Source organism: Bradyrhizobium erythrophlei (assembly GCF_900129505.1).
In the GTDB taxonomy this organism is placed as follows: Bacteria; Pseudomonadota; Alphaproteobacteria; order Rhizobiales; family Xanthobacteraceae; genus Bradyrhizobium; species Bradyrhizobium erythrophlei_D.
Genome location: NZ_LT670818.1, coordinates 6,874,197 through 6,900,805, shown reverse-complemented (window position 1 = coordinate 6,900,805; position 26,609 = coordinate 6,874,197). Strand labels below are relative to the sequence as shown.

General features: G+C 60.1%; 26 protein-coding genes and 2 pseudogenes. 11 read left to right on the top strand and 17 right to left on the bottom strand.

Annotation, left to right across the window (positions count from 1 at the left end):
- Window positions 1–17: 17 nt before the first annotated feature.
- Window positions 18–608, bottom strand: coding sequence for a formyltransferase family protein (locus tag B5525_RS32160; protein ID WP_079569722.1), 591 nt, complete (start codon window positions 606–608; stop codon window positions 18–20).
- Window positions 609–1,586: 978 nt separating this feature from the next.
- Here B5525_RS32160 and B5525_RS32155 point away from each other — a divergent pair.
- The gene (locus B5525_RS32155; protein WP_079569720.1) at window positions 1,587–1,901 is read left to right on the top strand and encodes a hypothetical protein; all 315 of its coding nucleotides are present in this window, start codon (window positions 1,587–1,589) and stop codon (window positions 1,899–1,901) included.
- A 596-nt stretch (window positions 1,902–2,497) separates the two neighbouring features.
- Here the strand turns inward: B5525_RS32155 and B5525_RS32150 are convergent.
- A complete protein-coding gene (locus B5525_RS32150) occupies window positions 2,498–2,950 on the bottom strand; it encodes a hypothetical protein (protein WP_079569719.1) in 453 nt (150 codons plus the stop codon).
- Window positions 2,951–3,242: 292 nt separating this feature from the next.
- Between B5525_RS32150 and B5525_RS32145 the strand changes: the two genes are divergently transcribed.
- Complete coding sequence (locus B5525_RS32145) at window positions 3,243–3,494, top strand: hypothetical protein (RefSeq protein ID WP_079569717.1); 252 nt, start codon at window positions 3,243–3,245, stop codon at window positions 3,492–3,494.
- 474 nt (window positions 3,495–3,968) lie between these two features.
- Window positions 3,969–4,898: a DUF3750 domain-containing protein gene (locus B5525_RS32140; protein WP_079569716.1), complete on the top strand. Its 930-nt coding sequence runs from the start codon at window positions 3,969–3,971 to the stop codon at window positions 4,896–4,898.
- 132 nt (window positions 4,899–5,030) lie between these two features.
- Here B5525_RS32140 and B5525_RS44745 read toward each other — a convergent pair whose 3' ends face one another.
- Entirely contained in the window at window positions 5,031–5,402 is a 372-nt protein-coding gene (locus B5525_RS44745) for a hypothetical protein (RefSeq protein WP_154073572.1), read from the bottom strand.
- A 298-nt stretch (window positions 5,403–5,700) separates the two neighbouring features.
- On the opposite strand from B5525_RS44745, the gene B5525_RS32135 reads away from it, so the two are divergent.
- Window positions 5,701–6,576, top strand: a complete 876-nt coding sequence (locus tag B5525_RS32135; RefSeq protein ID WP_079569715.1) for a helix-turn-helix domain-containing GNAT family N-acetyltransferase — start codon at window positions 5,701–5,703, stop codon at window positions 6,574–6,576.
- A gap of 155 nt (window positions 6,577–6,731) precedes the next feature.
- Entirely contained in the window at window positions 6,732–7,046 is a 315-nt protein-coding gene (locus B5525_RS32130) for a hypothetical protein (RefSeq protein WP_079569714.1), read from the top strand.
- A gap of 447 nt (window positions 7,047–7,493) precedes the next feature.
- On the opposite strand, the gene B5525_RS32125 is transcribed toward B5525_RS32130, so the two are convergent.
- Entirely contained in the window at window positions 7,494–7,721 is a 228-nt protein-coding gene (locus B5525_RS32125) for a hypothetical protein (RefSeq protein ID WP_154073571.1), read from the bottom strand.
- 257 nt (window positions 7,722–7,978) lie between these two features.
- Between B5525_RS32125 and B5525_RS32120 the strand changes: the two genes are divergently transcribed.
- The 4 genes from B5525_RS32120 to B5525_RS32105 all read left to right on the top strand — a co-directional run bounded on the left by B5525_RS32120 (window position 7,979) and on the right by B5525_RS32105 (window position 11,613).
- Window positions 7,979–8,263: a hypothetical protein gene (locus B5525_RS32120; RefSeq protein ID WP_079569711.1), complete on the top strand. Its 285-nt coding sequence runs from the start codon at window positions 7,979–7,981 to the stop codon at window positions 8,261–8,263.
- A 332-nt stretch (window positions 8,264–8,595) separates the two neighbouring features.
- A complete protein-coding gene (locus tag B5525_RS32115) occupies window positions 8,596–9,261 on the top strand; it encodes a hypothetical protein (RefSeq protein ID WP_244567663.1) in 666 nt (221 codons plus the stop codon).
- A gap of 696 nt (window positions 9,262–9,957) precedes the next feature.
- Entirely contained in the window at window positions 9,958–10,230 is a 273-nt protein-coding gene (locus B5525_RS32110) for a hypothetical protein (protein ID WP_079569710.1), read from the top strand.
- Window positions 10,231–10,455: 225 nt separating this feature from the next.
- Window positions 10,456–11,613: a patatin-like phospholipase family protein gene (locus B5525_RS32105; protein WP_172900021.1), complete on the top strand. Its 1,158-nt coding sequence runs from the start codon at window positions 10,456–10,458 to the stop codon at window positions 11,611–11,613.
- A gap of 281 nt (window positions 11,614–11,894) precedes the next feature.
- Here the strand turns inward: B5525_RS32105 and B5525_RS32095 are convergent, their stop codons facing one another.
- The 5 genes from B5525_RS32095 to B5525_RS32075 form a co-directional block, all read right to left on the bottom strand.
- Window positions 11,895–12,986, bottom strand: a complete 1,092-nt coding sequence (locus B5525_RS32095; protein WP_079569707.1) for an ABC transporter ATP-binding protein — start codon at window positions 12,984–12,986, stop codon at window positions 11,895–11,897.
- Window positions 12,987–13,061: 75 nt separating this feature from the next.
- A complete protein-coding gene (locus B5525_RS32090) occupies window positions 13,062–13,913 on the bottom strand; it encodes a carbohydrate ABC transporter permease (RefSeq protein WP_079569705.1) in 852 nt (283 codons plus the stop codon).
- 3 nt (window positions 13,914–13,916) lie between these two features.
- Window positions 13,917–14,846 carry a carbohydrate ABC transporter permease gene (locus tag B5525_RS32085; RefSeq protein WP_079569704.1) on the bottom strand — a complete coding sequence of 310 codons (930 nt, stop codon included), beginning with the start codon at window positions 14,844–14,846 and terminating at the stop codon, window positions 13,917–13,919.
- Window positions 14,847–14,919: 73 nt separating this feature from the next.
- The gene (locus B5525_RS32080) at window positions 14,920–16,230 is read right to left on the bottom strand and encodes an ABC transporter substrate-binding protein (RefSeq protein WP_079569702.1); all 1,311 of its coding nucleotides are present in this window, start codon (window positions 16,228–16,230) and stop codon (window positions 14,920–14,922) included.
- Window positions 16,231–17,096: 866 nt separating this feature from the next.
- Complete coding sequence (locus B5525_RS32075; protein ID WP_197687859.1) at window positions 17,097–17,711, bottom strand: hypothetical protein; 615 nt, start codon at window positions 17,709–17,711, stop codon at window positions 17,097–17,099.
- 227 nt (window positions 17,712–17,938) lie between these two features.
- Here B5525_RS32075 and B5525_RS46755 point away from each other — a divergent pair, with 227 nt between their 5' ends.
- Window positions 17,939–18,373 (top strand): hypothetical protein, encoded by a 435-nt coding sequence (locus B5525_RS46755; RefSeq protein WP_079569701.1) that lies wholly within the window; start codon window positions 17,939–17,941, stop codon window positions 18,371–18,373.
- A gap of 253 nt (window positions 18,374–18,626) precedes the next feature.
- Here the strand turns inward: B5525_RS46755 and B5525_RS47345 are convergent, their stop codons facing one another.
- From B5525_RS47345 to B5525_RS32055, 5 genes and pseudogenes are all read right to left on the bottom strand, one after another.
- Window positions 18,627–19,025, bottom strand: coding sequence for a class I adenylate-forming enzyme family protein (locus B5525_RS47345; protein WP_338075318.1), 399 nt, complete (start codon window positions 19,023–19,025; stop codon window positions 18,627–18,629).
- A 90-nt stretch (window positions 19,026–19,115) separates the two neighbouring features.
- A pseudogene (locus tag B5525_RS47610) lies at window positions 19,116–19,184 on the bottom strand (hypothetical protein); the annotation flags it as partial.
- Window positions 19,185–19,287: 103 nt separating this feature from the next.
- Window positions 19,288–20,106, bottom strand: a pseudogene (locus B5525_RS32065) (AMP-binding protein); the annotation flags it as partial.
- A 118-nt stretch (window positions 20,107–20,224) separates the two neighbouring features.
- Window positions 20,225–21,346 (bottom strand): DUF5938 domain-containing protein, encoded by a 1,122-nt coding sequence (locus B5525_RS32060; RefSeq protein WP_079569699.1) that lies wholly within the window; start codon window positions 21,344–21,346, stop codon window positions 20,225–20,227.
- A 39-nt stretch (window positions 21,347–21,385) separates the two neighbouring features.
- Entirely contained in the window at window positions 21,386–22,423 is a 1,038-nt protein-coding gene (locus B5525_RS32055; RefSeq protein WP_244567662.1) for an SDR family NAD(P)-dependent oxidoreductase, read from the bottom strand.
- Window positions 22,424–22,552: 129 nt separating this feature from the next.
- On the opposite strand from B5525_RS32055, the gene B5525_RS32050 reads away from it, so the two are divergent.
- Window positions 22,553–23,200 carry a TetR/AcrR family transcriptional regulator gene (locus tag B5525_RS32050; RefSeq protein ID WP_244567661.1) on the top strand — a complete coding sequence of 216 codons (648 nt, stop codon included), beginning with the start codon at window positions 22,553–22,555 and terminating at the stop codon, window positions 23,198–23,200.
- A 164-nt stretch (window positions 23,201–23,364) separates the two neighbouring features.
- Here B5525_RS32050 and B5525_RS32045 read toward each other — a convergent pair whose 3' ends face one another.
- From B5525_RS32045 to B5525_RS32035, 3 genes are read right to left on the bottom strand one after another with little or no spacing between them, the layout of a single operon-like run.
- Window positions 23,365–24,567: a CaiB/BaiF CoA transferase family protein gene (locus B5525_RS32045; RefSeq protein ID WP_079569694.1), complete on the bottom strand. Its 1,203-nt coding sequence runs from the start codon at window positions 24,565–24,567 to the stop codon at window positions 23,365–23,367.
- Window positions 24,567–25,442 (bottom strand): CoA transferase subunit A, encoded by an 876-nt coding sequence (locus B5525_RS32040; protein ID WP_079569693.1) that lies wholly within the window; start codon window positions 25,440–25,442, stop codon window positions 24,567–24,569. The genes B5525_RS32045 and B5525_RS32040 overlap by 1 nt, the downstream gene beginning before the upstream one ends.
- Window positions 25,442–26,590, bottom strand: coding sequence for an acyl-CoA dehydrogenase family protein (locus B5525_RS32035; protein ID WP_079569691.1), 1,149 nt, complete (start codon window positions 26,588–26,590; stop codon window positions 25,442–25,444). Before B5525_RS32035 ends, B5525_RS32040 begins: the two co-directional genes overlap by 1 nt.
- Between the last annotated feature and the right edge of the window lie 19 nt (window positions 26,591–26,609).

Below are 26,609 nucleotides of genomic sequence, written 5' to 3'. Positions count from 1 at the left end.
ACTTCGAAAGGTTTGGTTTATTCCGAGAGCCTCGGTGCCAAGGTCGCGAACTGCTCGTCCTGGGGTTTCGCGGGCAGGCTGTCATGGGCCCTGGCGTAGTCGATGACTTCGCCAAGAAGCTTCTGGCCGAGCGGCGCGAGCACGCGCTCCCACAGCTCGCGCGCCGTTTCGCCTTTCTTGACGAAGCACCACTCCTGGGCGGCGATCGCACCGGCGTCCATGCGGTCGGCAAGATGGTAGACCGTGCCGCCGGCGATCGGATCGCGTTCGCGGATGGTCCATTCCACCGCGGCAAGGCCGCGGTGCCGCGGCAGCAACGAGGGGTGATAGCCGATGCCGCCGAGCTTTGCGACGGCCAGCGCCTCCTTGCTGATGCGGGCGTGGCTGTGCGCCGTCACGATCAGGTCGCTGCCTTCGGCGATTTCCCTCGCCACCACCAGCTTAGGATTGGACTGCACGACCACCTCGATCCCGGCCGCCTCGGCGGTCGAGGCCAGGCGGTCTTCGGCGTCGGCCACCACGACCCTGATGATGTCGACCCCATGCTGGCGCAGCATGTTCAAGGTGGCCACGCCGAAATGGCGGGAGCCGACGAGGGTAATCCGCATGGTGGTTCCGTCCGTCCTGAGCAGTGTACTTGGCCCGTCGATAACACGCCGCCGACTTCTGTCACGCCGTGCAAACCGCGGGCAGGGGGTTATCAACAGGGGCCGGCACCGGCTTCCGCGCCGAGGCAAGCTGGCTTCCCGGGGCCGCGCAAGGCCATGCCACCGGCCGGGTTGGTTTGGTTCAGGGCCTATCGTCGGGAGGAGTCCGTCGTCAGAGACGGACGGCAAGCCAGCCACGGGAAAACGGTGAGGCGAAAGCTTGCGGTGCGGGCCGACGATCGAGGCGGTGGCGCGGGCGGCTTCGGCGGGCGGCCGGTCAGCGCGACCAGTAGCCGTCGACGGCGTGAGCCACGAAGATTCCGACACTGATGACGCCGAAGAGCGCAGTAACTGTATCCAACATGGCAACGATCCTTAGGCCCAGCGCCAATGACCTAACGGCAGAGGTCACTACACAGTCAAAAGAATTCCGGGAGAAATTGAATTTTGAAATCTTGATGATGATTTTATGCAACACGCTTGCATCACGCTGAGACAGAGCCGGTAAGAACAGGGCCTACGCTGCGGCGTATGTGGGCGAAGTCGCCGGTGCGGCCGGGAGGTGCGCGGTGTCGCCACTGGGAGTTTTCGTGCAACCGTTGCTGCTCCGACACAGTCAGCACGACCTGGCATTGCTAGATTGAAGCCTCTCGTGGAGGTTGGGGATGACGCCATGAAGTATCTCAGTCCGCCGGTCGTGATTGGCGGCCCTCACGGTCGTCACCCGCGATACCAAATTGACCGACGACATGGTCCGCGCCGGCATCAGCGTGAAGTTCAACTAGGGCGGTCCGGTCGTCGCGCCCTATTGATTTCATGGACTCCGCGCCGCCGCGAAGGCTTTCGGAACGGCAAGGCCCCGGACTGACGCTAGGGCTTTTTTGACAGCACCGCCATTGAGGCCGACAATCTCTCTCGTGCAGCTTGCAGGATGTGCAAATGAGAAACGCGTTGTCTTCGGTGATCGCGGCCGCCTTGAACGCAACTGTCGCGGCGGTCGCCGTACCGGCGCAGGCGCATGAGCGGTGGCCTGTGATTCCTGCCGAGATCGGCGTGGCGCCGCGGATCGGCGGTGTCGGTTGGGCTCCCTACCGCTGCGCCGTCGGCCCGGTCTATAATTTCTATCACGGCGCCTATTATGCCGGAGAGCCGCCGGCGGTTTATCTCGGCTATGCCTACCGGCCCTATTATCGATACACGGCCTATCGCGTGCTGCCGCGGACCTATCTCTGCGACACCGGAGAGCCTTGGTAGGATCGCCGGTGATGCCTGCATCTGCCAGTCGCGGGATCCGTGATCCAGCGGGTCGGCGTTAGCACGCCATTAACCGTGCGGCGCAGGATCGCGCAACCAATGGGTCATCGTGACAACCAGGGCACAAGCGATGATGAGAGAGATCAAGGCGAAACCGGACGCCATTCCCAACGCAGCACTGGCGTCGCGGTGCGCCCAGCGCAACCAACGCATCAAAATTTGCCGCTAACGCCCGGATTTCGCGCAAAATTAAAGTATCGGTGATTTCATGATGGTGCCGCACCGCCGCGCGGCAGTAGCCGGGCGCACCCCTTTACACCTACCCCAGAGGGCGCCAGCGCTCGGCTACTTCGACAAGCGGCGATGCCCAGCTCCGCACGCTCAGTGCACCGGACCAAACTTCCGCATCTCGGAAACACGCGCCCGGCAATATTCCCGGTAGAGGGCGTTGATGAGTTCCCACATGGCCGCACTCCGTTGTTTGGCTAGCTCACCTTGAACGCTGTTCGTTTCGGGAGCACTTCGCGGAGCCAGGAAAACGGCTTCTTGACGAGGCGGATTTGTTTCGCGGGGAACCGGCCCTGAGCGGCCCGCTTCTAATGCTCGCCGGCATCCAGGATCCAGGTCCGGTCGGCGAAGGCGACATAAATTCGCTCCTGCCCCAGCGCGGCGCCGAGTTCGATCGACAGCTCGTTCAACATCGCCACGATCGCCTCGTCGGACAGATGGCCGAGATAGGCGTGAACCGCTTCGCCGGTGAACAGCGCCACCGGTTCGCGGTCCGAGCCAACCGTGCCATCCGGGCGCGGCCATGCGTAGGTGACTTCGGCGCGGGTGAACATGCCGGAGAGGGCCGGCTGGCCGGCTTCCACGCGGCGCTTCATCCAGGCACGCGCGGTGCGGACGGCTTCGGAAATGTCGAAGACGCGGCCTTCGGCATCCCAGCCCTCGCGCAAGCCGACGCTGATGCGGAAATCGCGGCGAGGGCCCAGCGATCCCGGCACCACCGAATAATCTTGCGCCTTCGGCACTCGGGCTCGATCGGTCATTTCGCTGTCGCCTTCGGTCCGCTTGTCATCTTGACACGCGCGACCCGAGCCACAATCCCACGAAGGCGCCGACACCGCTGAGCAGCACTCCCGAATAGGAGATCATGTCGCCACCCCAGAGTTCCGGAATCATTCCGCCGATCGTAGAGCCGACAAAAACCCCTATCCAGATCGCTGATCCCATCTGGGCAGGATAGCACAGCCATGCCGGCGGGGCTGCTTGTTCATTAATGGCTTCGAAACCAATTCCGGCAAAGACGTGCCCCCTGGATTCGATTGTAGAGCGAGACGAATGCCTGCCAATGATGAGCGTCGAGAGCTGGTCCCGGTGACGATCGCCGCCATTGTCGCGGCGATCGGGATGGTTTGCCTGTGGTCTGACCTCAGAAACGATGCGCTAGGTCGCGCCGACCCCATGATCACATCCGCGGTTGTGTCTCGGGCCGGCGCGATCCTCACGCCATCCGAGCCGCCGGCTCACCTGGTCGTGCCGCAGACGGTGCCGGCCTCCGGGCCTTCGACGGTCGGCCGCGCGAAGCGCTGATGACATTCCCGTGAGGCATCGAGTCCGAGCGGCCGGCAGGAAGTGCTGGCCGCCGATTGGCGTCGGACGGCTACATTGCGATCGCTCAATTGAATCAGACGCCCGCAAACCCCCGCCGCCGCCGCTTCATTCGTCCGAGTGCCACTCGATCGGAGCGTGGTGCAGTCGCCGCCTGGTTTATTCTTCGCGCAACGCCGCCGCGTATTGCCTTGCCGACCGTCCCGAAACTTGTCTCACCGACCGTCCCGAAACGAATTTGTGCGGAATCCCTCTCAACCTGTGTCCGGATATTTTTGTAAGCCAAAATGCTTTCGTCCTTCCGATGCGCAGATCCCACTAATTAACTCGGCGCCAGCAGAAGTCCGACTTCGAGAGGGTTGACCTGGCATTTCCTGTATTGCATCTTCTCCTGTATCGCACCTTCTCTGACAACTTTTGATTGATCGCTCAGCAAGTGACAGGTTTACCCTCAATATGCATCCAGGTTTCAGATTCCATGAAAGAGCAACGAGAATCCTGTTTGGAAGACCGCTTGGAATTGCAGGTTTATTTGTTCTGATTTTTTTTGTTCTTCCGATATCCCTTCGGGCGTCATGGTTCTTCTTTGAGAAACGGGTCTCGAAAGCCAATTCGTATGACGTCGGGTCGGCCGACATGTCGACAACCGGCCTCTTGCCAGCGGCGGAAAGTCATCCGTCGGCGCGCGTCCTGATAATGTCAGTCCCGTTGTCAGGAGAAAGGGGCAAATTTCTCACGCATAACTGGGTTGTGCTCAAGCGGGAGAACGCTGCCTCCTGGAACCGATACGAGGTGCTCGGCTTTGCCAGCCGGGACGCTGACGGCGCGTTGAATGGGCGGTGGCTCGACAACGCTCCAACGCTCAACCGCTACGCAGCGGATGGCCGCTGGTTCGGCAGAAGCCCTGTCGTTATTGCGGATGCTGAAGGACCCGCAGCCGCAGCAATGATTCCCAGGATCGAGGCTGTGATCGAGAATTATGAAGCGATGGCCGGCCACTACAGATCTTGGCCGGGGCCGAATAGCAATACCTTTGTGGAGGTCGTACTTCGCGCGGCTCCCGAGTTGGGAGCGTCCTTGCCGCCGACTGCGATTGGCAAGGATTTCAGGCCTGGTATTTTCCTGGGACGTACTGATAGCCGGACAGGAGTTGAAGCAGACCTCTGGGGAATGCTTGGCGTGAAAATCGGCTGGGTCGAGGGCCTGGAGATCAATCTGTTTAGTCTGATCGCGGGTCTCGATCTACGCCAGCCGGCTCTCAAATTGCCGGGTTTTGGCCGGATCGATCTTACCGCAAGTGCAGTGACAAAAAACGCCGCGTTTGATCGCCTGGCGTTCAAGAAAGTGCAGCCGTCGTCCGTTGGCGAAGGGCCAAGGCGCGAGTAACGCGCATTTGCGTCATCTCCTGTTGCTTCGGCCGCGTAACACCTTTGCCTGGTTGCGCGCCTATCGTTCTCAAGCACCAGACGTTGTTCATGATGGGGATGTGGTAAGCTGCATGGCGCGCCGGCAAGGACGCTATTTGATTGCGATTGAACCCGTCCGATCGTCTGACTCCGGCGGCATGCAATCCCGGCAGATGATTAGTTTCGTTTTCAATTTGGCGTCGGCGGCGCGGTTCATGGCATCGAGGGCGGCCCCCCATTCCTTCGAGTAGGGCCTTAGCTTTGCAAGATCTTCTTCACTTGGAGAATCAACTTCGGGTGCCACCGTACTGATTGTCTTTCGAACTTTTGCCGGCTTAGCGTAGTGACGCTCGGGAAGGGGACCGAGTCCATCCCAGCTGGCCAGCATGCCGGTGGGAGGTGGAATATAGCAACCGTTTCCGTTCATGCAGCAGCCAGTGAGAGCCAACCCCGCCGCGATCACAAATGCCAATCGCCCGCTCATGGTTGGAGGCTCGTTCATCTAGGGATAGACGAGCGAAAGTGTGCACAATTATGGTTAACTTTTCCTTGCGCGGGCCCTTGGCCAACGGGCGCCCTGAGCTGCAGTTCCTTCAAGCGCGCGAGGTCACGCCGTATCTTCGGTGCATCCGGACGAAGAACGCCAGGGTGGTTGGCTTTTTCTGACCCTCGCTTCCTCACCTGATCTTTTGAGCCGGAATTCCCGCGGCTTGCGGAGCCATCGCGCTCACGGCGCGTGAGCGCGGTTGACTCGATCAATTATCTGACTTAGGTCAGACAATATGCCGTATGATGGTGTAAGCCGCTTTCGTCGTTTCGCCCGCGCCGTCACCATGGAAGTCGGTGCGCTGGACACCTCTTTCCTTGGACGTGGCCGGCCGCTCGGCGCCGCACGCGTGCTGAACGCGATCGGCATGGGCCGCACCGATGTGGCCGAAATCCGCGACTATCTCGGGCTCGATTCCGGCCTGATGAGCCGCATGCTCCGGAGTCTGGAGGAGGAAGGCCTTGTCAGAACCAGGTCGCATCCAGATGATGCCCGCCGCCGGGTTGCCATCCTCACCAAGGCGGGACAGCGTGAATTCCAGGCCTACGAGGAGCTTTCCAACGCAAGGGCGGCCGCGTTGCTGGACCGCTCCCCGCGTTCGGATGAACTCCTCGATGCCATGGACATGGTCGCCTCCGCGCTGGGCCGCGACCGGATTGCGATCGAGGAAGCCGACCCGAGGAACGATGCCGCGCGCTATTGCCTCGGCGAATATTATTCCGAACTCGGTCGCCGCTTCGAAAAGGGGTTTGACGTTTCGCGGTCCCGCGATCCGGACGCTGCGGAATTGGTTCGCCCCCGAGGCGCGTTTCTGCTCGCGATGTCCGACGGCCTGCCGATCGGTTGCGTGGGGCTCAAGGGAAGCGGCGGCGAAGTGGCGGAAATCAAGCGGCTATGGATATGCCCGGCCGCGCGCGGTTTCGGCATTGCCAAACGCCTGATGCACGCCGTCGAGTCCGTGGCCCGCGCACTATCGGTGAAGACCTTGCGCCTCGACACCAACAGCGCGTTGCCCGAGGCATTGAAACTCTACCGCACGTCAGGCTGGGTCGAGATCGACCGTTTCAACGAAGACCCGTATCCAGACCATTTTTTTGAGAAGCATCTGTGACCGGCGTTATTCTTCGGCACCGGGGCTTGAGAGATTTGGTATTCTCTGTCGCCGAACTGTTGAGGTTACGGGTTACAGTTCGGGCTACGTTACCTTTGGCCCCCGTGGGGGCCGCTACGCAACCACCTCACGACATTCGCTGAGCGGAGGGATCAATGCTGCGCTTCATCACAAGTTTGACGCTTTTGATATCCGCGCAGCAGGCGGGGGCGCAAGATCAACCGCAGCCGCCCTTGGGCCCGCCGCCCTTCGTGGGCGGCACCGCAACGCCGCCGACTGATCTGGCGTCCGGGATCGGCAACTACTGCATCTATGAGAGCCTCGTCTACTCCGTTGGCTCGCCTCTTTGCATCGGCAAGACGGGCTACATCTGCGCTCCCTCAACAAACAGTCTGGGGTTCAATCAACGGGGGTACTGGACGACCAGACCAGCTGATCCGAACCTTCTCATCGCCCCCGCCTGCCAATAGTTCGGCGCTCATGAATGTTGCGGCGATTCATGGATCAGAGCAGCCGAGTGGGCTTTTTCTGTCGCCATCTCGAACCGGTGTTCTCGTGATGGAACACCCTTTTCCAACGGCAGGTCTTTAACCTTCAGCTGGAATGCGGGATGGTTTTCGGACTGGGTGTCCTAAATAACCTCGGCGCCACCAGCCCCGCGCCAAGGCTATTTTTCGCGCCAAGGCTATTTTTGTTGAACCTTTCCGCTGTCCGGGCCGACATACCTCCGCTGGGGAATTTCAGGGCCCAGTCTTGATACGCAGCGCCGCCAGCGAACATATTCCGCCTGGTGGCGCTGTGCTTTTATGGGGCGGCGCCCGAAAAAGGGGCGAGGCGGTGCGGCGGGCGAACCTGCGCAGGCGCCGATCGGCCAGGGAACCTGGGCAGCCCTCCAGAATACGGTACCGGCGACATCCCTAGATTCGTGCTGGTGTACTTCGGCGCCGATCGACACCTTCGCGAGGTCTATTGTCCGCAACGCCGCGGCGCAAACGATCGACGGCGACCAGGACCGAGGGCCGTTCAAGCACCTCCACCAACCTGTCGAGTAGTCTTTCGCTGTCGTGATGTCTTGGCTCGAGATATTCTTCAAGAATGTGCTGGGCTTCACTGATGGCTTGAACGGCAAGTTCTTGATCGCTCATCGCTTGGAGCTCCATGCAAATTGAACCGCCTATCCAATTCGGAGCTGGTAATTTTGTTCCGCGATCGGAACTGGGACCATGATTCACCGACGCATTTGTTCGTGGGGCGGCTAACTGGCGAGATGTTAGCGGGGGCGTCGACCTGATCGGGTAGGCGGGACCTAGGAGCTCCAAAGATTCTTTGCCTTGCCCGCATTCTTAACTTGATATTTGTTCTTATTTTGTTCTCTATGGACATCAACCCCGCGAGGTGACCCATGGACAACAGATTGAACGAAATCCGTAGGAAAATCAGTTTCTTGCGCACTGAGATGCTGCGTTTTGAGGAGACCATCCGCCAACAGGTCAACCGGGACGAGGACTGCTCCGATGCTTCGATGCAGCTGATGGCCATGCGCGTGGTCATGCTCGGGCTTATCAGTGAGCGGAACAGGCTCGGGGGAGAGGAGCGGCTTCTCAACGTCGATGAAAGGCTGAAGGTGGATTACCGCGCCGTCAGCCGGAAGCCATTGAAAGGCGCGCTCGGCCGCCGTGAGCGATGATCCATCGGAATCGAAAATCCAAACCCTGCGCGGGCAATTCCTCGAACCAGGTTCGGCCTGTCTGCTCCGCCGTCCAATGAGCGGCCTGAGCGGTGGCCCGCCCGTGACACAACGCGGCGTCGTCGATCGGGATGGCCAACGCTGGATGTGGCGTCGACGTAAAACCGCCTGCGGCTGGCCGCACCCGCCAGGAGGCTGAGGGGATAACCGGGTGTTAACCATGTAGGCCCATGCTCTAAGTGGATGTAGGTGGGCAATCACGCAAAGGAGCCGTCGCGTCGACGATCCGGCGACGGCTCTGACCTTGTTTCATTTATCTGAGGCGAACGCAGGTGGACGAGACACCGGAAAAAGAACCTCAAGCCGAGGCAGTGAATAAAGCGACGCAACTCGACCAACAGCCTGTCGTACCGAGCAGGCGGTCCAGCCGAATGCGGGCGATAGTTGTGTGCTCATTGGCTTTGGTCGTCAGTGGTGCGGTGGCCATATATACGCTGCCCGAGTTCAATATTGCTCTGCCGAATTTCAGTAGCTTCGCTGAACTGTTTCCACGGGCCGCGGCTCCAGCGCCATTGCCAGATCCCGTCACCGTCGCGCTGAAGGATATTCAGTCGTCCCAACAAAAGAATGCAGATACGATTCAGGAAAACGGAAACGTTCTGCGGCAAAACACAGCTGTCTTACAGCAAGGCGCAGCTACTCTGGAGTCCCTCAGGCAAGGCTTCACGGCGCAACAGACGAATCTGAAAACAATATCCAATCAACTCTCCTCGCTCATTGCGCGCGTGGACTCCCTGCAAAACGCCGTGACGCCGCTGACGACGTCCTCTATCCCACAGCCAGCTCCGCGCGGCCGGCTGGCCAGAACGTTGCGCAAAACAACATCTCGACTGCCCAATGAACGCGTCGGACCTGTCGGACCCGTTTCGGTTAGAGGCGCCCCGCTGAACCCAGCGCCGGTATCGGGATCGGGGCGGGATAGGTTTTCGGCGGGCTGATGCGCGGGACCTCGTCCCGCGTTGAAACTGCGGAATTCGCGAATTCCGTAAGCTCACGTTCGTCGGCGCCGAGGGCTTTCTGAAATTGATTGTTGCCTTCACCATACCGGGACTGGCGACGCGTTCCTCGAATTCATCGATTGCGAAATCATACTTGTCAACGGGATAGCTGCCACGATTACGATAGACGAATGTGACGTGACGTGAGTTGGGTTCGAAGCGATATAGCCATGTGTCGGGGCGTCTGGATCGCGCAGGGTCGCGGCCAAAGTTACCCAGCATCAAAATCGAAGAGCCGATAGCAGAGCAAAAACAAGCACGATCATCAGCGCTGCCCCGATAGCGACTGCCGGCATCTTCGAGCGTGACGATCTGGCGGCCGCTGGGCAGCTGGATCGCATCTTCGAAAGAGCAGGACCAGGACACCCGCTCGCTCACTTTTGCTGCATGCACGCCACCTCTCGATCTATGGGCGGTATTTCCGACCGAGCGAGCAACGACCGCGAAAGCATGGGCTTTTGTCGATTTCTTAGAACCGCGACCAGAAGTTAATCGAGGCGGCGCCGTTTCCGGCGCAGATGAGACGAACGAGCATCTATTCGATCCGAGCCGGCATTCAGCGTCTTGGGGCGCTGAGTAGGGTGATGCCAGAAGCGGTGTTGCTCACCCCGAGCCCGCGAGAAGGAATGTGACACCATGCCCAGCTCAACCAAGAATCGTTTGACGAGCGTTGCCGCAGCAGTCGTTACCGTTGTTGCACTGTTCGGCCTGCTTTCGCCTGCTGTAGCGTCCGAGCAAAACAACCCAGCCGTTCTGACCTCGCATTCACCTTGGATCGCGCCGATCGGTCATCGGCAACCTACAAGGGCGGACGTTCCCCAGAGCGAGGTTCTGTCGGCCTGGGAACGTCAACAACAGGATATCGATGTCGAACTCGATCGAAAGCTGATCATCTGCCGCAGCTGCTGAAGTTCTTATTCCAGGACGGAATAAGGTCTACTCCAACGGCCTCGCTACTCGCAGCGGCCGGCTCCTTTAGATTCTAGCAGGAACGATTCCGGTATCGTGAGGCCGAGCGCCTTGGCGGCTTTGAGATTCATGACTAGTTCGAACTTGGTTGGGGATCTCGACCGGGAGTTCGCTTGGGCGCGCACCCAGGATATAATTCTGTCGATCAAAAACAGAGGACGGACAATGAAGCAAGCTGCCTTGCGGCCGGAATCATACACGAAGAAGGTTGCACTCGTCCTGCAAGGCGGCGGCGCCCTCGGAAGCTATCAAGCCGGCGTTTACGAGGCGCTCGCCTCGTCGGACTACAAACCTGACTGGGTGGCCGGCATCTCGATCGGCGCGATCAATGCCGCCCTGATCGCTGGCAATTCGCCGGAAATGCGGGTTGAAAAACTGCGTGAATTCTGGCGCACGATCACAACGTCCGCGATATGGCCCGTACGAATTTCTGATCTCGTCAACGGCGCGGGTTTGCCTTTCGACCTTGGAAAGCAGATCAGCGCAATGCACGCGCTGATGTTCGGCCAGTCTAACTTCTTCGCACCGCGAAAGCTTGCCGACTGGTGGTTCGGCCACACGCCGACCAGCTACTACGACACCAGCTCGCTGAAATCCACATTGGAGCGGCTCGTCGATTTCGACCGCATTAATTCCAGGGAAATTCGCTTCAGCGTCGGGGCCGTAAACGTCAGGACCGGCAATTTCGCGTACTTCGATAATGCGGAGACCGAGATAAGGCCGGAGCACGTCCTCGCGAGCGGCGCTCTGCCTCCAGGCTTTCCCTCCGTGGAAATAGACGGAGAGCACTATTGGGACGGCGGCCTGGTATCCAATACGCCGCTGCAATACGTGATCGAGTATTACCCGCGCCGTAGCCATCTCGTCTTTCAGGTGGACCTTTTCCCGGCCCGCGGCACCCTGCCCGGGAATTTGAACGAGGTTACCGAGCGGGACAAGGACATCCGCTATTCCAGCCGAACGCGGGCGGGTACGGACACATTGCGGCAGTTGCACGATCTGCGCCACAGCATCAACATGCTTTGGGAGAGACTTCCCGACGATCTGAGGACCGGCCCGGAAGCCGCCTTGCTCGACAAATTCCGTTGCGTGACTACCATGGACATCGTGCAAGTGATTTACCGTCCGGAGCACGCGCTGGGACAATCAAAGGACTACGAATTCGACCGTCCGACGATGGAAACGCGATGGGCGCAGGGGCTCTCCGATGCGCAGGAAACGATAATGGCTGCGCCATGGCTAGAGCCGATGCCTCCGGAGCTCGGAGCGCGCACATTCGACGTTCGCGCGAAGGGTCCGATAGGGGATACCTCAAAGAATTAGTTGAACAAGGCCGATGGGTAATTGTGACCGCAGCGTATCGGTGCATGTTAGAACCGCGTTAGGCGACAAGGCATTCGACAAGGCCTCGAGCCGGGGCCTAGCGCTGATCCTTGGGGTCAGTGCTCTTCTTTTCCTATTCAACGTAATCGGGACAAAATTTCTACGTGCAAGTTTCGACCTCGGAGTTTTCACACATCCAGGGTCACAAACGGACCCCAGGAATGACGGCTTCTGGCGCAAAGCGGCCGATCGCCAAGACACCGATGTCGGCTAAGCTTGCGTCAGATTGCCGCCTCGGTCTTCGCGTCGAAGACGTGGAGCCCGGAAGGGCGCATAGCGACGCGCAGCTTGTCGCGCACCTTCACCCGCACGGTCGGCTCGACGCACGCCACCATGACACCCTCGCCGACCTTCATATCGAGCAGGATTTCCGAGCCGAGCTGCTCGACCACCTCGATCACAGCATCAAAGCACAGGTGGTCGAGATCGGCTGTGCCCGCCACGGTAAGGTCCTCCGGGCGCACGCCGAGCGTGACCTCGTGGCCGATATGGCTGCGCAGGCGCTGCGCAGTCTCGTCGGGCAGCTTGATCCGCAAGCCGGCGTTTTCGGCGATCAGCGATCCGTTCGCCTCGGTCACGGTAACGGTGGCGAAATTCATTGCTGGGGAGCCGATGAAACCGGCGACGAACTTGTTGGTGGGCTGATTGTACAGCTCGAGTGGCTCCCCTACCTGCTGCACCACGCCGTCCTTCATGACAACGACCCGGTCACCTAGCGTCATGGCCTCGACCTGATCGTGGGTAACGTAAATCGCGGTGGTGCCGAGACGCAGATGCAGCTTCTTGAGCTCAACGCGCATCTGCACCCGCAGCTTGGCATCGAGGTTCGACAGCGGCTCGTCGAACAGGAACACGCGGGGGTGGCGCACGATGGCACGGCCTAGCGCCACGCGCTGGCGCTGGCCGCCGGAAAGCTGGCGCGGCTTGCGCTTTAGCAATTCGCCGATGCCGAGGATGTCGGCCGCATCCCGCACACGCTGGTCAATCTCGGGCTTTTCGAATTTGCGCATCTTCAGGCCGAACGCCATGTTGTCGTACACGCTCATGTGCGGGTAGAGCGCATAGTTCTGGAACACCATGGCGATGTCTCGGTCCATGGGCGCCAGTTCATTGACCACGTTGCCGTCGATTGAGATATCGCCGGAGCTGATCGCCTCAAGTCCGGCGATCATCCTGAGCGTCGTCGTCTTGCCGCAGCCGGAGGGTCCGACGAACACCACGAACTCCTTGTCGCGGATCTGCAGATTGAAATCTTTGACAGCGTGCACGCTGTCATAGAACTTGTTGATCCCCTTGAGGACGACCTGTCCCATTGGTCTCACCTGCCTCCCAGCCGCCTAAGCGCATTCTGTATGCGCGCTTTCCAATCCCCACGATCCGGGGCGCTATCAGCCCTTCACCGATCCGGTCAATCCAGCGACGTAGTGCTCAACGAAAAACGAATAGGCGATAGCAACCGGGATCGATCCGAGCAGGGCGCCAGCCATCAGCGGTCCCCAGAAGAATACATCGCCGCGGATCAGCTCCGATGTGACGCCCACCGGCACCGTCTTCTGCTCAGGCGAGGACAGGAAGACGAGTGCATAGATGAACTCGTTCCACGACAGCGTGAATGCGAAGATGCCGGCCGAAAGGATGCCCGGAATCGCCACCGGGATCACGATGTAGAGCATGGCCTGCCAGCGCGAGGCGCCGTCAATGCGCGCGCATTCCTCGAGCTCCTTGGGCACTGCCTTGAAGTAGCCCATCATGAGCCAGGTGCAGAACGGAATAAGAAACGTCGGGTAGGTCAGAATCAGTGACCAGGGCGTGTCACCCAGCCGATAGTTGCGGATGATCTCGGCCAGCGGAATGAACAGCAGCGTCTGGGGCACCAGATAGGTGATGAAGATGCCGGTGCCCAGGCCGCCGGCAAATGGAAAGTTCAGCCGTGACAGAGCATAGCCGGCGAACACGCCACACACGAGCGAGATGGCGGTTGACGCCAGCGCGATGAACGTCGTGTTCCACAGCCACGTTGCGAACAGCGTCTCGTCGAACAGGTACCTGACGTGATCCCAGGTCGGTTTCCAGGTCCAGAACGGATTGTAGTTGATCGAATTCCAGGGTCGGTAAAGTTCGCCATCCGGCCGCACCGAAGTGATCACCATCCAATAGAACGGAAACAGCAGGAAAAGCAGGAACAGCGCCATCGGGACGTAGAAGAACACCCACTTTCGCCACCTTGCGCCTTCGATCATGGCTCAGCGGACCTCTACGCGGCGGATGTAGAGAAGTTGGATGATGACGACCAGAAACAGGATCGGAAACATGGCGAGCGAGATGGCCGCGCCTTCGCTCAAAAGGCCGGTGCCGATGCCGATCTGATAGGCGTAGGTGGCGAACAGGTGCGTCGCGTTAGCTGGTCCGCCGCCCGTCATTACATAGACGATCTGGAAGTCGGAGAATGTCTGAATCACAGAGAACAGCATCACGACCATGGTCACGGGCAGCAGCAGCGGCCAGGTGATGTGCCAGAACCGCTGCCAGGGCTTGGCGCCGTCGATGGCGGCGGCCTCGTTGAGTTCGGGACTGATGGTCTGCAGGCCGGCGAGCAGGCTGATGGCGAAGAACGGCACCCCGCGCCAGATGTTGACGATGATGATCGAGATCATGGCGAGGTCTGGATCGCCCAGCCAATTGATCCGACCGGTGATCAAGCCGAAATGGTAGAGGAGCCAATTAAGTACGCTAAATGTCGGATCGAACATCCACTTCCAGGCGAAAGTCGAAAGCACGGTTGGGATGATGAAAGGCAGCAGGATGAAGGCACGCGTGAAAGCCTTGCCGCGGAAATTGCGGTTGAGCAGCATGGCCAGCCACAATCCGAGCGCCAGTTTGAAGACGGTGGTCACGCCCGTATAGACGAAGGTGTTGTAGACGGAGGTGCGGAAGATTCCGTCATTGAAGATCTTGTAGAAGTTGGCGAGGCCGACGAAGTCGCCGGGCACACCCACGCGCGTATTGGTCACCGACAGCAGGATGCCGCGCACGAACGGATAGGCGATGAACATACCGAGCAGCACCAGGGTCGGCACCAGCAGCACGAGTGCGAGCCAACGCTCGTCCTCGAGCAGCCGGAGCCTGGGCCGCGGCGCCGGTGGCATGTAGAGCTGGGTCTCTGCAATCGCCATTCGCCTCACCTCGATGCGCGCGGCACATACGACTACCAATTTGCAGCCGCGTGGACCCGATGTGCGTGTGTGTTCAAGTGTAGATCTTCTTGAGCTCGCTTTCCGCCCACTTCACGGCATCCTCCGCCGACCCGCCCTGGATTGCCTTCGCGTACATATCGACGATGATGTACTTGGTCAGCGCCTCGGCCGCCTTCTTGCCTGCGGGGCCGGCGAAGCCGGGGGCTTGGCCGAGCCTGCCTGCGACCTTGAAGGGGTCCATCACCGGATCCGCGCCCCACAGCTCGTGGCTTTCCCATTGCGCCGTCGGCGGCGTGGCAAAGCCCTTCTGTGAGATGAACCACTTCTCGTAGTTTGTGGGAGTATGCGCCCACCTCAGCAGGTCCTTCGCCGCCTTCTGGTTCGGCGAGTAGCTCATCAGCATGTGCGAGAAGAACGTATGCAGACCGAACTGCCCCTGTGGTCCTTTGGGCAGAGGCGCGTGCAGGATATCGGTCTTCAGCGGCACACCCTTCTCGGTGATGTACTTGTCCGGATTGCGCAGCGACTCGATGTAGATGGACGCGCCATTGAGCGTCGACGAGATGGTCTGCGACAGGAACGCGCGGTTGTTGCTGGTGTCGTCCCACGCCAGGCCGCCCTCGTCGCAGGTATCCTTGTAGAAGGCCGTCATGAACTTGACGGAGTCGATCGTGTTCTTGCTGTTGATCGCCACCGTCTTCTCGTCGGCTTCCACCTCCTTGCCGCCGAACGACCATAGCAGCGGATAGACGAACGTCGGCGGATCGCCGAACGAATGGCTGACAGCCTGGCCAAGCGGACGGCCCTTTGCCTTCAACTTCTTGCCGGCGTCGTAGTAGGCGTCCCACGTCTCGGGAAATTTCGTGACCCCGATCTCTTCGAACCAGGACTTGCGGTACGCGTTCATGGCACCGACGATAGTCCACGGCATCGAGTTGAATTTCTTGCCGTCGCTGGTAACGGCGCGCGAGTATTTGTAGAGCCCGCCTTCCTTGCTCGAGACCTCCTCGGCGAGATCGCTGAGGTCGACCACGCTCTCCGCGTAGAGGGCTGACTGGTTGTTAAAGATCATAATGAGATCGGGACCACTTCCCGATTGAACGGACGCGGTCACGCGCGGCTGCAGGTCGTTACCGTTCACCGTCTCGAGATTGATCTTGATCCCGAGCGCCTTCTCGGCTTCAGGCAGCAGCTCCTTGCGAAGCAGTTGATCGGAAGCCGGCACGAAGTCGTTCCAGCGCAACCAGTGTACCGTCGTGCCCTGTGCAAACGCGGGCGCGCGGCCAGTGGCCAGGATGCCGGCCATGCCGCTTACGAGCGCGGTACCGCTCTTGAGAACCTTTCGTCGGGTTACTGTCGTCATGCATTCCTCCCTGGTGGTGATGCCCCTCTGCCCCTCGGCCGGTCTGACGCCGGCTTGGAGTGCCTTTCAGACTATCGCGCCTCCGTAGTTCAACGCATGCGCACGTTCTCGCGTGCGCAACACGTTGTCTCGACAATCATTTGCTGGTGTTGCCGCGCTTCCCGCGTCAGTGGCGAGTTCGGCGCGAGACAGGGTGAATTCTTTGCAGAGCAGGCACTGCAGCCGGGGCATGATCCATACCGCCATACCGGCACCCTCCCGCGCAGCACTGGTGTTGCCGTCGCCGAGCGAGTTTTCCCCGTCTTATGGAAGGCATGGTACCGGAATGCCGGCGCGACGTCATTGTCGCCGGTCGCAGCAGGAAATCAAGCGCTACCTTTGGTATGACGGCCATTGTCTCACTTCGCCAACTGGCCGCCGCCTACCATAAGTACCGAGCCGGTTACGTGGGACGCTTCGTCTGAGGCGGGCCACAGAATCGGATAGGCGACTTTTAGCGCATCCGTCCGTAGGCCGAGCAGGCACATTTTCGCGCCTCTTCGTTCGAGATCCTCGCGGGTCTGTCCTGAAGAGCGAGGAGTTCTGTCATCGAGACTATCAATTCGACAAGAACCCCTAAGCAAAGTTGTTTTTCAGAATGCTTTCCGCCCAAAGTAATTGATTTTTGTAGGATTGAAAATGTAAGCAGGCGGTTTTTTGCGAGGGTATGGAGGCCGTATGGGTCAAGTCCTTTGCGGGTCATCTGCGTCGTCTTGGCTATGTCCACGCTACGTCTGATTTTCCCACGATAGCGGCATGAAAAATGGACATCCCGGTTCAGCTTCGTCCCTTCATCAATTTGCTGAACTGGCGCAACTAGCCGCCATTCACTGGAACTCGTCCAGAGCGGCAGCATACCAAAGGCGATTGAGTTCGTCCGGAACCCCCCAGCCGACGTGCCTCCCGCGCGATCTAAGCTTGTCGAGACGCTCGAGGTAGTTGGCGCGCTCCGCGGGAGGTAGGCTCAATACGAATTCGAGGGACTGTTCATACATGCGGATTAGAGCAACAAAGTAGCTTTCATCTTCCATGCTGCAGGATTCCAGGAAGCCCAAAGCCTCTTCGTAATAAAATATCGACAGCTCCGCCATCCCATCCGGGCGCCCAATCGCTTTCCTGTAATCCGCAATCGCCTTCTTGGCTCTTGAAACCGATATGGGTTGGTTTTTCATTAGGTCCGGACATATCCAATTAGAAATACTTGCTTTGAAGGGTTGGAGCTGATCGTGTCCCAAGCCCAAGCGGGCATGCAAGAATGCTTGGTTGTCTTTGCTTGCATTGTAGAGGTCTTGCGCTAGGCTCAGAAGGCCCGCGCGATCGAAGTCTAGGAGCGCAGCCCTAACGTCGCTCCAAGTTGGCGAGGCATTTTTGCTACGGACCACGGCCACGAACCTTTCGATGATGGCTTTGTGAGCGAGCTTCTTGGCTCGCTCAAGATACACGACTTTCCGCAAGGGAGCAGATTGGTCGGATCAACGATGCCGGCCGGCAAGCGCCGTTTAAATTTGGTCCAGCGCCCGCCTGGCGGCTTTGGCGGCAGGGGCAAATCCTCGCGCGCTAAGCCAGGCGCCAAGCGGGACACCTGACGTCAACCGAGATACCCAAGCGAACTGTCCAACGATCGCCATGAACGCCGGCGAGTTTGGGCGGGCGAACCAATCGGACCACCATGTCCTCTAGCTCCAACACCAGTATCGCCAAGAAAGCTCGCACCAAGGCCGAGGCGGATTTTGCCACTTGGCTGATGATGGCCAAGCTCGGTGGTTTCGATGACCTTCCGTCAAACGCACAGGGCTTTCTGACTAACTATCGAACCCGACTCGAGACAATGAGCGAGGCCGAGTCCACGGCCCTGGCCGTTCGCGAGGTCTATAGCGCTTACTACAGCGAGATGGGAGGCGTGGGCGCGGCGCCGGAACCAAAGGCTCGCACACCAACGACAGAGGGCAAAGTCGTGCGGTTCCAGAGACGGCCTAAACCTCAGCCCAGTCTATCGGCCGCGCGCCATTCGACGAGGCCAATGATCCGAAAATCCCTCCCGGCACTGCTGATTTTCGCGAGCGTGGTGGCTCTGATTGTCGCATATAGATTTCTGACGCAGTAACACCGCCCGCGGATTGTGTGCGGGGACGAGGTGCTGCTCTACGGCAAATGCGCGGCTGATGTCTCAGATGGGGTCAAAAGCAACATTTGAGGAAGGTCCGGTTCTGGCAAAGGAGACGTTCAGCCGACGATCGCTGCGCGCGGAACTTCATACCGGCGATCTGCATCGCCGCCATCGTCATCTTCTGGCTCTGATCAACGAGTCCTGGTGCGGATCATGCCTTCCTCAGCTACCAGTACTTGCTGAGCCGTCGTCAGGTCTTCCCGTCGTTGGCCAGCATCCTGGCACGGATCTCTGATTTCAGCACCTTGCCGACTTTGGAGCGGGGAAGGTCATCCCATACTTCAATCTGCTTCGGCGTTTTGACGCTCCCGACCCGGTGCTTCACGAAGGCCGATACCGCGGCGACATCGACGGTGCGTCCTGCTCTCGGCTGCACCACAGCGACAACGCGTTCGCCCCACTTCTCGTCGGGCAAGCCGATGACGGCACAATCCTGAATGGCTTCGTGGGCCTGAAGGGCGTTCTCAACTTCGACGGAATAGACGTTGAAACCGCCCGTAATGATCATGTCTTTTGCGCGATCGACGATGTAAAGGAAATTGTCCGCGTTCAGGTATCCGATATCACCCGTATGATGCCAGCCGTGCACGGAGGCCTCCGCCGTTGCTTCGGCGTTCTTGTAGTACCCATCCATCACCAGCGATCCACGAACGACGATTTCGCCGCGTTCTCCGGCCGGCATCAGATTGCCGTCGCCATCCATGATGCCGACCCGAACCAGCGGTCCGACACGGCCCGCCGACGACAAAAGGTTCAGTCGCGATCGAACCGTCGGGATTGTAATGGTCCTCAGGCGGCATCATCGAGATCATCATCGGTGCTTCGGTCTGCCCAAAGAGCTGCGCCATCGGGCCGATCTTTTCGAGCGCCTCGGTCAGGCGCGCCACCGAAATCGGGGCCGCGCCGTACCAGAAACATTGCAGCGAGCTGAGATCAGCGCTTTCGAGCTTCGGATGATCCAGCAGCATGTAGATGACGGTTGGCGGAAGGAATGTGTGCGTGACCCGGTAGCGCGCGATCAGATCGAGGAATTCGCCGATGTCTGGATGATGCATGATTACCACGCTGCCTCCCAGTACCATGATGGGAAAACACAGCACACCGGCAGCATGCGTCAGCGGCGCGAGCGCAAGATAGGTCGGGCGCCCCTTGAACGGATAGCCCATCAGGGTCAACGCAGTCATCGTTTCGATGTTGCGTCCCGAGAGCATCACGCCTTTGGGTTTGCCGGTCGTTCCGCCGGTGCCGGGTAGGAGCGCAAGATCATCAACGGGATCGCGCTGAAAGGGCTGGCCGTCGATGTTGGCAAGCCAACGCTCGAACGACGGCGCGAAAGGCATATCGGTGTCGAGACATACGAGCTTGCGCAGCTTCGGCAGATGAGGCCTTAATTTGTCGACCATCGGCGCGAAGCCGCTGTGAAACAGCAACAGGCTGCAATCGAACGCATCGAGGATGAACTGGTTTTCCGCCGCCTCGTTGCGTGGATTGATCGGACACCAGACGGCTCCGGCGCGCGAAATGCCGAATACGCAGGCAAAGGCGATCGGATCGTTGCCGGACAAGATCGCGACTTTCTCCCCGGGGGTAACGCCGGAATTGGCGAGTCCGTGTGCTATCCGATAGCTGAGGCGCTGCACGTCACCATAGCTCAGGTCCTTTCCGTCCATGGTCAGGCATGGAGCTTCAGCACCAAGAGACGCGCCCTTATCCAGATAGTCGACAAGCCGCACGGACTACCTCCCGGAAAAAAGCGGGTGGCGCGGTCGTACCCGCCACCCGGTTGCATCAATTGTGAACCGTCAGAATTGGGTTCATCACCAGTCCAAAGCTTCGCAACTGGCCTAGCAGTTCCCGATGCCCGAACGCCTGACAGGCGGAGGCAAAGCCAACCTTCTTGGGAGCAGTCTGCAGCAGCGCGAATGCGGCGTAGGCCTGCAGCATTCCGGTCTGCTTGTAATTGCAATTCCCGTGGATCACGCAATGGGCGCGACCGAGCGGTCCCGATGCATAGACGGAGTCGATCGAAGTATTGATGCGCGGATTTTCGCGCGGCGGCATGGTTGCTTGCAGCGTTGCCGCGATGTCGGCCAGTGCCTTCTCCTGCTGGTCGGGCGGAAGTGGCTTGATTTTCTCTTTCACCATCTCCTGGGTCTGAACCACACCCAACATGACGTCGCGCTGCATGACGCCGCCGAGCACCCTGCAATTGGAGACGCGCGGATCGTTCTTGAACCAGACCGGATGCGCGGTGCCGCCCCACGGCACGGCGATGGCGCCCTCATGCTGACCGGGAACGTTGACCTCGAAATTGGCAGTCACATCCCATTCAACAAATTTGTTCTGGACGAGATAGTACCAGTTCGCCTTGAGGATAGTGAAAATCGTCTGCGTCGAGGCATAGGTCGGGAACCCCTTCCACAGCACCAGGATGTCGAGCGTATCGAGGCCCGGCGTTTCGAGGCATATGTTCGCTGCGATTTCTCCCGTCGTGTACATCTGCGCGACGTTCGGCGCCAGCAGCAATCCTTTGGCCGCGAATTTTGTCCCCCACCGCTCCTGCGCCAGCAGCACCCAGTCCTGTTCGCCTGTCGTATCAGTATAATGGCAGCCGGTAGCAAGACAGGCTTCGACAACTTCCGGGCCGTACTTGATAAATGGGCCGACCATATTGCTGACGACCTGCGCGCCCTTAAACAGCTTGGTCAGCGCTTCGACTGTGTGCTCAACCTCGGCAACTTCGTAGTCCGCGGTTTCGATGCCGGGAATTTTTTCGACAACGGCCTTTACTTTGGCCGCGTCGCGGCCGGCGGCAATAAAGGGAACGTTGTATTCTCGCAGATATTCACAAACGAGGCGCCCCGTATAACCGGAGACGCCATAGACGATGACAGGCTTTTTCTCGCTCATGGCATATGCTCCCGAATTTCTATTCGTTGCTTTGGCGATTTACATGCCCATGCCGCCGTCGACCGGCAGACCGACACCAGTGATGAAGCGCGCCTCGTTGGAGCAAAGGAAAACAGCAGCGTCGGCCATGTCGCCGACCTCGCCCAACCGGCCAAGCGGCGTCTGCTCGACGACCGAGGCGACGGCGGCGCCGGCGTCCGGCGCGAGTCCTGCGGCGACTATGTCGTTCGCCAGTTGCATGCCCATATCGGTGGGGACAAGCCCGGGATAGAGACAGTTGACCCGCACGCCGTAACCGAGCTTGCCCGCTTCCATCGCGGCGACCCGCGTCATGCGGTCAACGGCCGATTTGGTGCCGGAGTATCCAGCAATGGCCGGGAACGCGATCGTGGCCGCGACCGACGCGATATTGACGATGGCGCCGCCGGCACCTGCACCTCCGCCAGGTCGCATCGCGCGAAACGCGTGCTTCATGCCGAGACCGGTGCCGACGATGTTGACATCGCACATCCGGCGCAGATCCTCAGCCTTAAGATCGATGACGAGCGAGGTAATCTCGATGCCTGCATTGTTGATCAAGATGTCGTAGCCACCGAGCGTGGCGATGGTGGCTGCGACAGCCTTCTCCCATTGCGCGTCGTCGGTAACGTTCAGTTCCACAAAGCCAGTCTTGGCGTCTGTTTTTGCAAGACGGCCGGCGGTTTCCTTGCCGAGATCGGCGAGAATGTCGCCGATCATCACGGAAGCGCCGGCATTCGTAAGCGCTTCTGCGATCGCGGCGCCGATGCCTCGCGCGCCGCCAGTGACAAGAGCCTTGCGGCCTGCCAGACGTTTTTCACTCATCCCATGCTCCTCCCTTTGTGATTTCATTGTTGTGACGCGCCGTCGTCTGCCGAGCGAGAGGCAGCCGCCCGGTGGGCGAGCCTGTTGCTCATCAGAAAAGACGATCGGCTGACCGGAATGAACGGTTGGGCAGCGTGGATGTGCTGCCTGCTCTTCCTCCCCGTGCGCAGCCTCTTCGCGCTGCGATGCTTGGAAACTTGACACTTGTCCAAGATTTTCTTGACGATTGTCCAAAATCCATACACTTGTCAAGTAATCCTTGAACCACGAGGGTGCAGGATGATTTCACGGGGCGCTTCGGGGCATGATTGCTGGCGAGGCGATGCGCTGATTCGGAGTTTAGGTGTGCGCAGGGAATCTGGAGTGACGCAGCGGAAAATTGAAACGACCAGGCGGTCGAATAGGCCCTCGGATCGAATCGAGCGTGCGCGTGTCGACAAGTTCAGTGCGCGGCGAAGCGAACTTGCCGAGGCCGCGTTGGAAACCCTGGCTGAGCTCGGTTATGCGCGGACCAGCCTGCGCGAGATCGCGCAGAAATCCGAGTTTACCCACGGCGTGCTGCACTATTACTTCAGCGACAAGGTGGACCTGATCTGCTGTTGTGTTCGTCACTACAAGGCGAAGTGCGTTACGCGCTACGACCAGATCACGTCGGCGGCGCGAACGCGCGACGAGCTGATGAAGGGTTTTCTGGAAAAGCTCGGTGAGACGGTTCGCGACGAGGCTCGGATGCATCGCCTGTGGTACGACCTCCGCTCGCAGTCCCTGTTTGAAGAGGCCTTTCGCGACGACGTCGCCGAGATCGACAAGAGCCTGGAAGATATGGTATGGCGCGTCGCGTCCCGCTTTGCCTCGCTTGGTGGTCGACAGCCTGTTGTCTCCCGGGGCGCCCTCTATGCGCTGTTTGATGGACTGTTCCAGCGATGCCTGCTGCGACATCTCTCGGGTGATCGCAAGGCGATCGCGGAGCTGCTGGAAGAAGTGGAGCGCCTCCTTCCGACCGTTGCTTAGCGTCTGGCGGCCGTTGAAACCCGCGCATTGAAACCGGAGGGCACGTCGGCATACATCGTTGCCGATGTCCGAGTTGGTTCAAAAACCGGCGTCCAGTGAACGGCCGGTCCTGGCGCAAAGCGGTCGTCTGGCTGCGCGCATGGAATCGCATCGGAGTTCTCCGACTATTCCCCGAGCGAAAGAACACGCTGCTTTTGTAAGCTCTCGATCTCTTGATCGGACAGGCCGAGCAGATCCGATAGTAATTCCCTGCTGTCAGCCCCGAGCGCGGACACGGATGGGCCGGCTGCGGTCGGCATTGTGAATTGAAACGGAGCGTTGGGCACCAGGAATTCTCCGGCGCCGTCCTTGATCGTCGAGAGGCTGCCTCGCTCGGCCAGTTGCGGATCCTTCATCGCTTCCGCGGCTGTCAGGAATCGCGAGCAGGGAACGCTGCCGGCGTCCATGATGGATTCGATTTCGATGCCGCCACGTTGTTCGGTCCATCGTTCGATAATCGCCATCAATTCGGTCCAGTGCCGCACGCGCCCGGCATTGGTCGCAAACCGCTCGTCGGTTTTGAGCTCGGGCTGCTGCATCGCGTCGGCCATCTGCTCGAAATTCTTCTGGCTGATCGGGGCGATGATGACATGGCCGTCTGAGGATTTCATGGGCACGTAAACGGGGCGCTTCTGCTGGCTCGGGAACTGCGCCTCCTGGCATTCGAAAACCATCAGGTTCAGCATAGAGTCCATCAGCGAGACGTCCACGGCCTGTCCTTCGCCGGTTCGCTCGCGGTGGAAGAGGGCGGCTTGGATGGCGCCAAAGGCGTAAGCGCCGGAGAGAATGTCGGCGATGAAGATGCCGGTTGACGCCGGGTACTCCTGCTCGGTCTGGTAGCTGAGATTGGCGGCATCGTAGCCGCTGGCGGCGTGGACGATCGGCGCATAGGCGGCGCGGGTGGCGCCGGGACCCGACTGTCCATAGCCGGAGATCGAGCAGTAGATCAGTTTTGCATTTTGCTTCTTGAGCGAGGCATAGTCGAAGCCCAGTCGTGTCATCACCCCGGGGCGAAAGTTCTCGACCACGACGTCGCACAACTTGGCAAGGTCATAAATAATCGGCTTGGCGGCATCGCTCTTCAGGTCGATCGCCAGGCTCTTCTTGCCGCAATTGAGCGCACCGAAATAGCTGCTGTTGCCCTCACGCAGCGGCGGCCGCGCACGGATCAGGTCGCCCTCGAGCCCCTCGACCTTGATGACCTCAGCGCCGAGGTCAGCCATCAGGCGCGCGCAATGCGGGCCGGCCAGCATCGCGGTGAAGTCAAGCACCCGGATGCCCTGCATCGGGCCCGGCCGCGGTTTCGGTGCGGAGGAGGGCCCGGTCATCACCGCACCCCATACGGCACGGGTTCGCGCAAATGCGGACTGCCGATCCGCTTGTGATAAGCCTGAGGCGAGGCCGCGCTCCTGACATACGTGTCGAGATACTGTTCGAACGATGTGGCGCCGCCGCTCGCCCGGACGTATTCTTCCAGATGCCCGTCGTCGGCTTCGTACAGCCCGCCGCTCGATGTCGGATGGGCGCCGAATGGCGCCTCGACCACGCTATGCACGAAGGCCGACGGCAGTTTTGTCAGATGATTGTCGCGCCGGATCACCTCGCTGGGCACGATGCGGTCGACCGAGACGATGACCTTTCTCGCCGCCTGCGCCATCAGCACGTCGAAGAACACCGGCCCGAAATATTGCACATTGCCTGATATGTCGGCTTGCTGGGCGTGCAGCAGCACCACGTCGAGATGGATCGCCGGCACTCTCAACATTGGTCGCTCGCCCGGCGCGCGTGGCACGGGCTGGTAGGTCCGTGGATTGACGCGCGGAAGGTCGGTGCACATGTCCGGAATCAGGCCGTAGGGCAGATCGCACGCCGCGGCGCGCAGGCCGCCGGCGATCGCCGGACCGTCCAGCTCATGGATTTTTACCGTGCCGGACTCGGCGGCGCGACGGAAATGCGGCGCCAGCCCGAACTGCTCGAAGCTGATGAACACGCATCCGGTCTCGGCGACGCAGCCGGCGCCGATCAGCATGTCGGGCGCGATGCTGCCGGGGGCAGGCACCAGCTTCAGATTACGCTTGTTGCGGCGGATCAGCTCGCGCACCAGCGCCATCGGCTGCGAATTGAAAATCCAGCCGCCGATGCCGACGGTCGCGCCGTCCTCGATGCCGTCGAGGGCGTCGGAAAGCGTTTTGAGCTTGGACATCAGGCGTCCCTACCCAAAAGATGGCGCGAGATCACGACGCGCTGGATCTGGTTGGTGCCTTCCCAGATCTGGTTGATCTTGGCGTCGCGCATCATGCGCTCGACCGGATAGTCCTTGAAATAGCCGACGCCGCCGAAAATCTGCACGGCATCGGTCGTCACCTTCATCGCGACGTCGCTGCCGAAACACTTGGCCATCGAGGCCATCATCGAGAGCTGGCTGAAGTCGCCCATGTCCACCTGCCGGGTGCATTCGAACAGCAGGCAGCGGGCGGCCTCCAGCTGCATAGCCATGTCCGCGATCATCCACTGCAGGCCCTGGAAACTTGCGATCGGCTTGCCGAACGCGTTGCGCTCCTTGGCATAGGCGATCGCCGCGTCGAGCGCGCCCTGGCCGATGCCGATCGACGCGGCCGCGACCGTCGGGCGGTTGAGGTCGAGAATGTGCATGCAGGCCTTAAAACCCTGGCCCTCTTCGCCGAGCCGGTTCTCGGCCGGCACCCGCATGTTCTCGAAGAACAGCTGCACATTGGGGACGCCGCCGAGCCCCATCTTCTTCTCGTTGCGTCCGACCTTGAAGCCCGGCGTCTTGGTGTCGACCAGGAACGCGCTGATGCCGTTGACGCCGCGTCCCTCGGAGGTCCGCGCGAACAGCAGCACCCAGTGCGCCACGCTGCCGAAGGTGATGAAGCATTTCTCGCCGTTGATGACGTAGGAGTCGCCGTCGCGCACCGCCTTGGTCTTCATGGCGGCGACGTCAGAGCCGCAATGCGGTTCGGACATGCAGACCGCAGTCAGGGTCCGCCCCTTGGCGACCATGGGAAGAAACCGCTGCCGCTGCGCCTCGGTCCCGAAATGCAAGAGCGGCAGGATCATGCCGATGGAATTCTGGCCGGCCAGGATCGAGCACGCCATCGAAACCTTGGCGATCTCGTGCTTGGCGAGGCAGAGCAAAGTGAGGTTGCCGCCGGGTCCACCATATTGTTCGGGCACCCATTGCTGCAGCAGGCCCATATCGCCGAAGATCGGCACCAGCTCTTCGGGAAAGCGGTCGGTCGCGTCGATCTCGGCGGCGATCGGTACGACATGGCGTTCGACCATCTTCTTGATGCTGTCGACGAACGCGGTCTGCTCTTCGGTCAGATACATGGATGTTTCCTCTGGATTG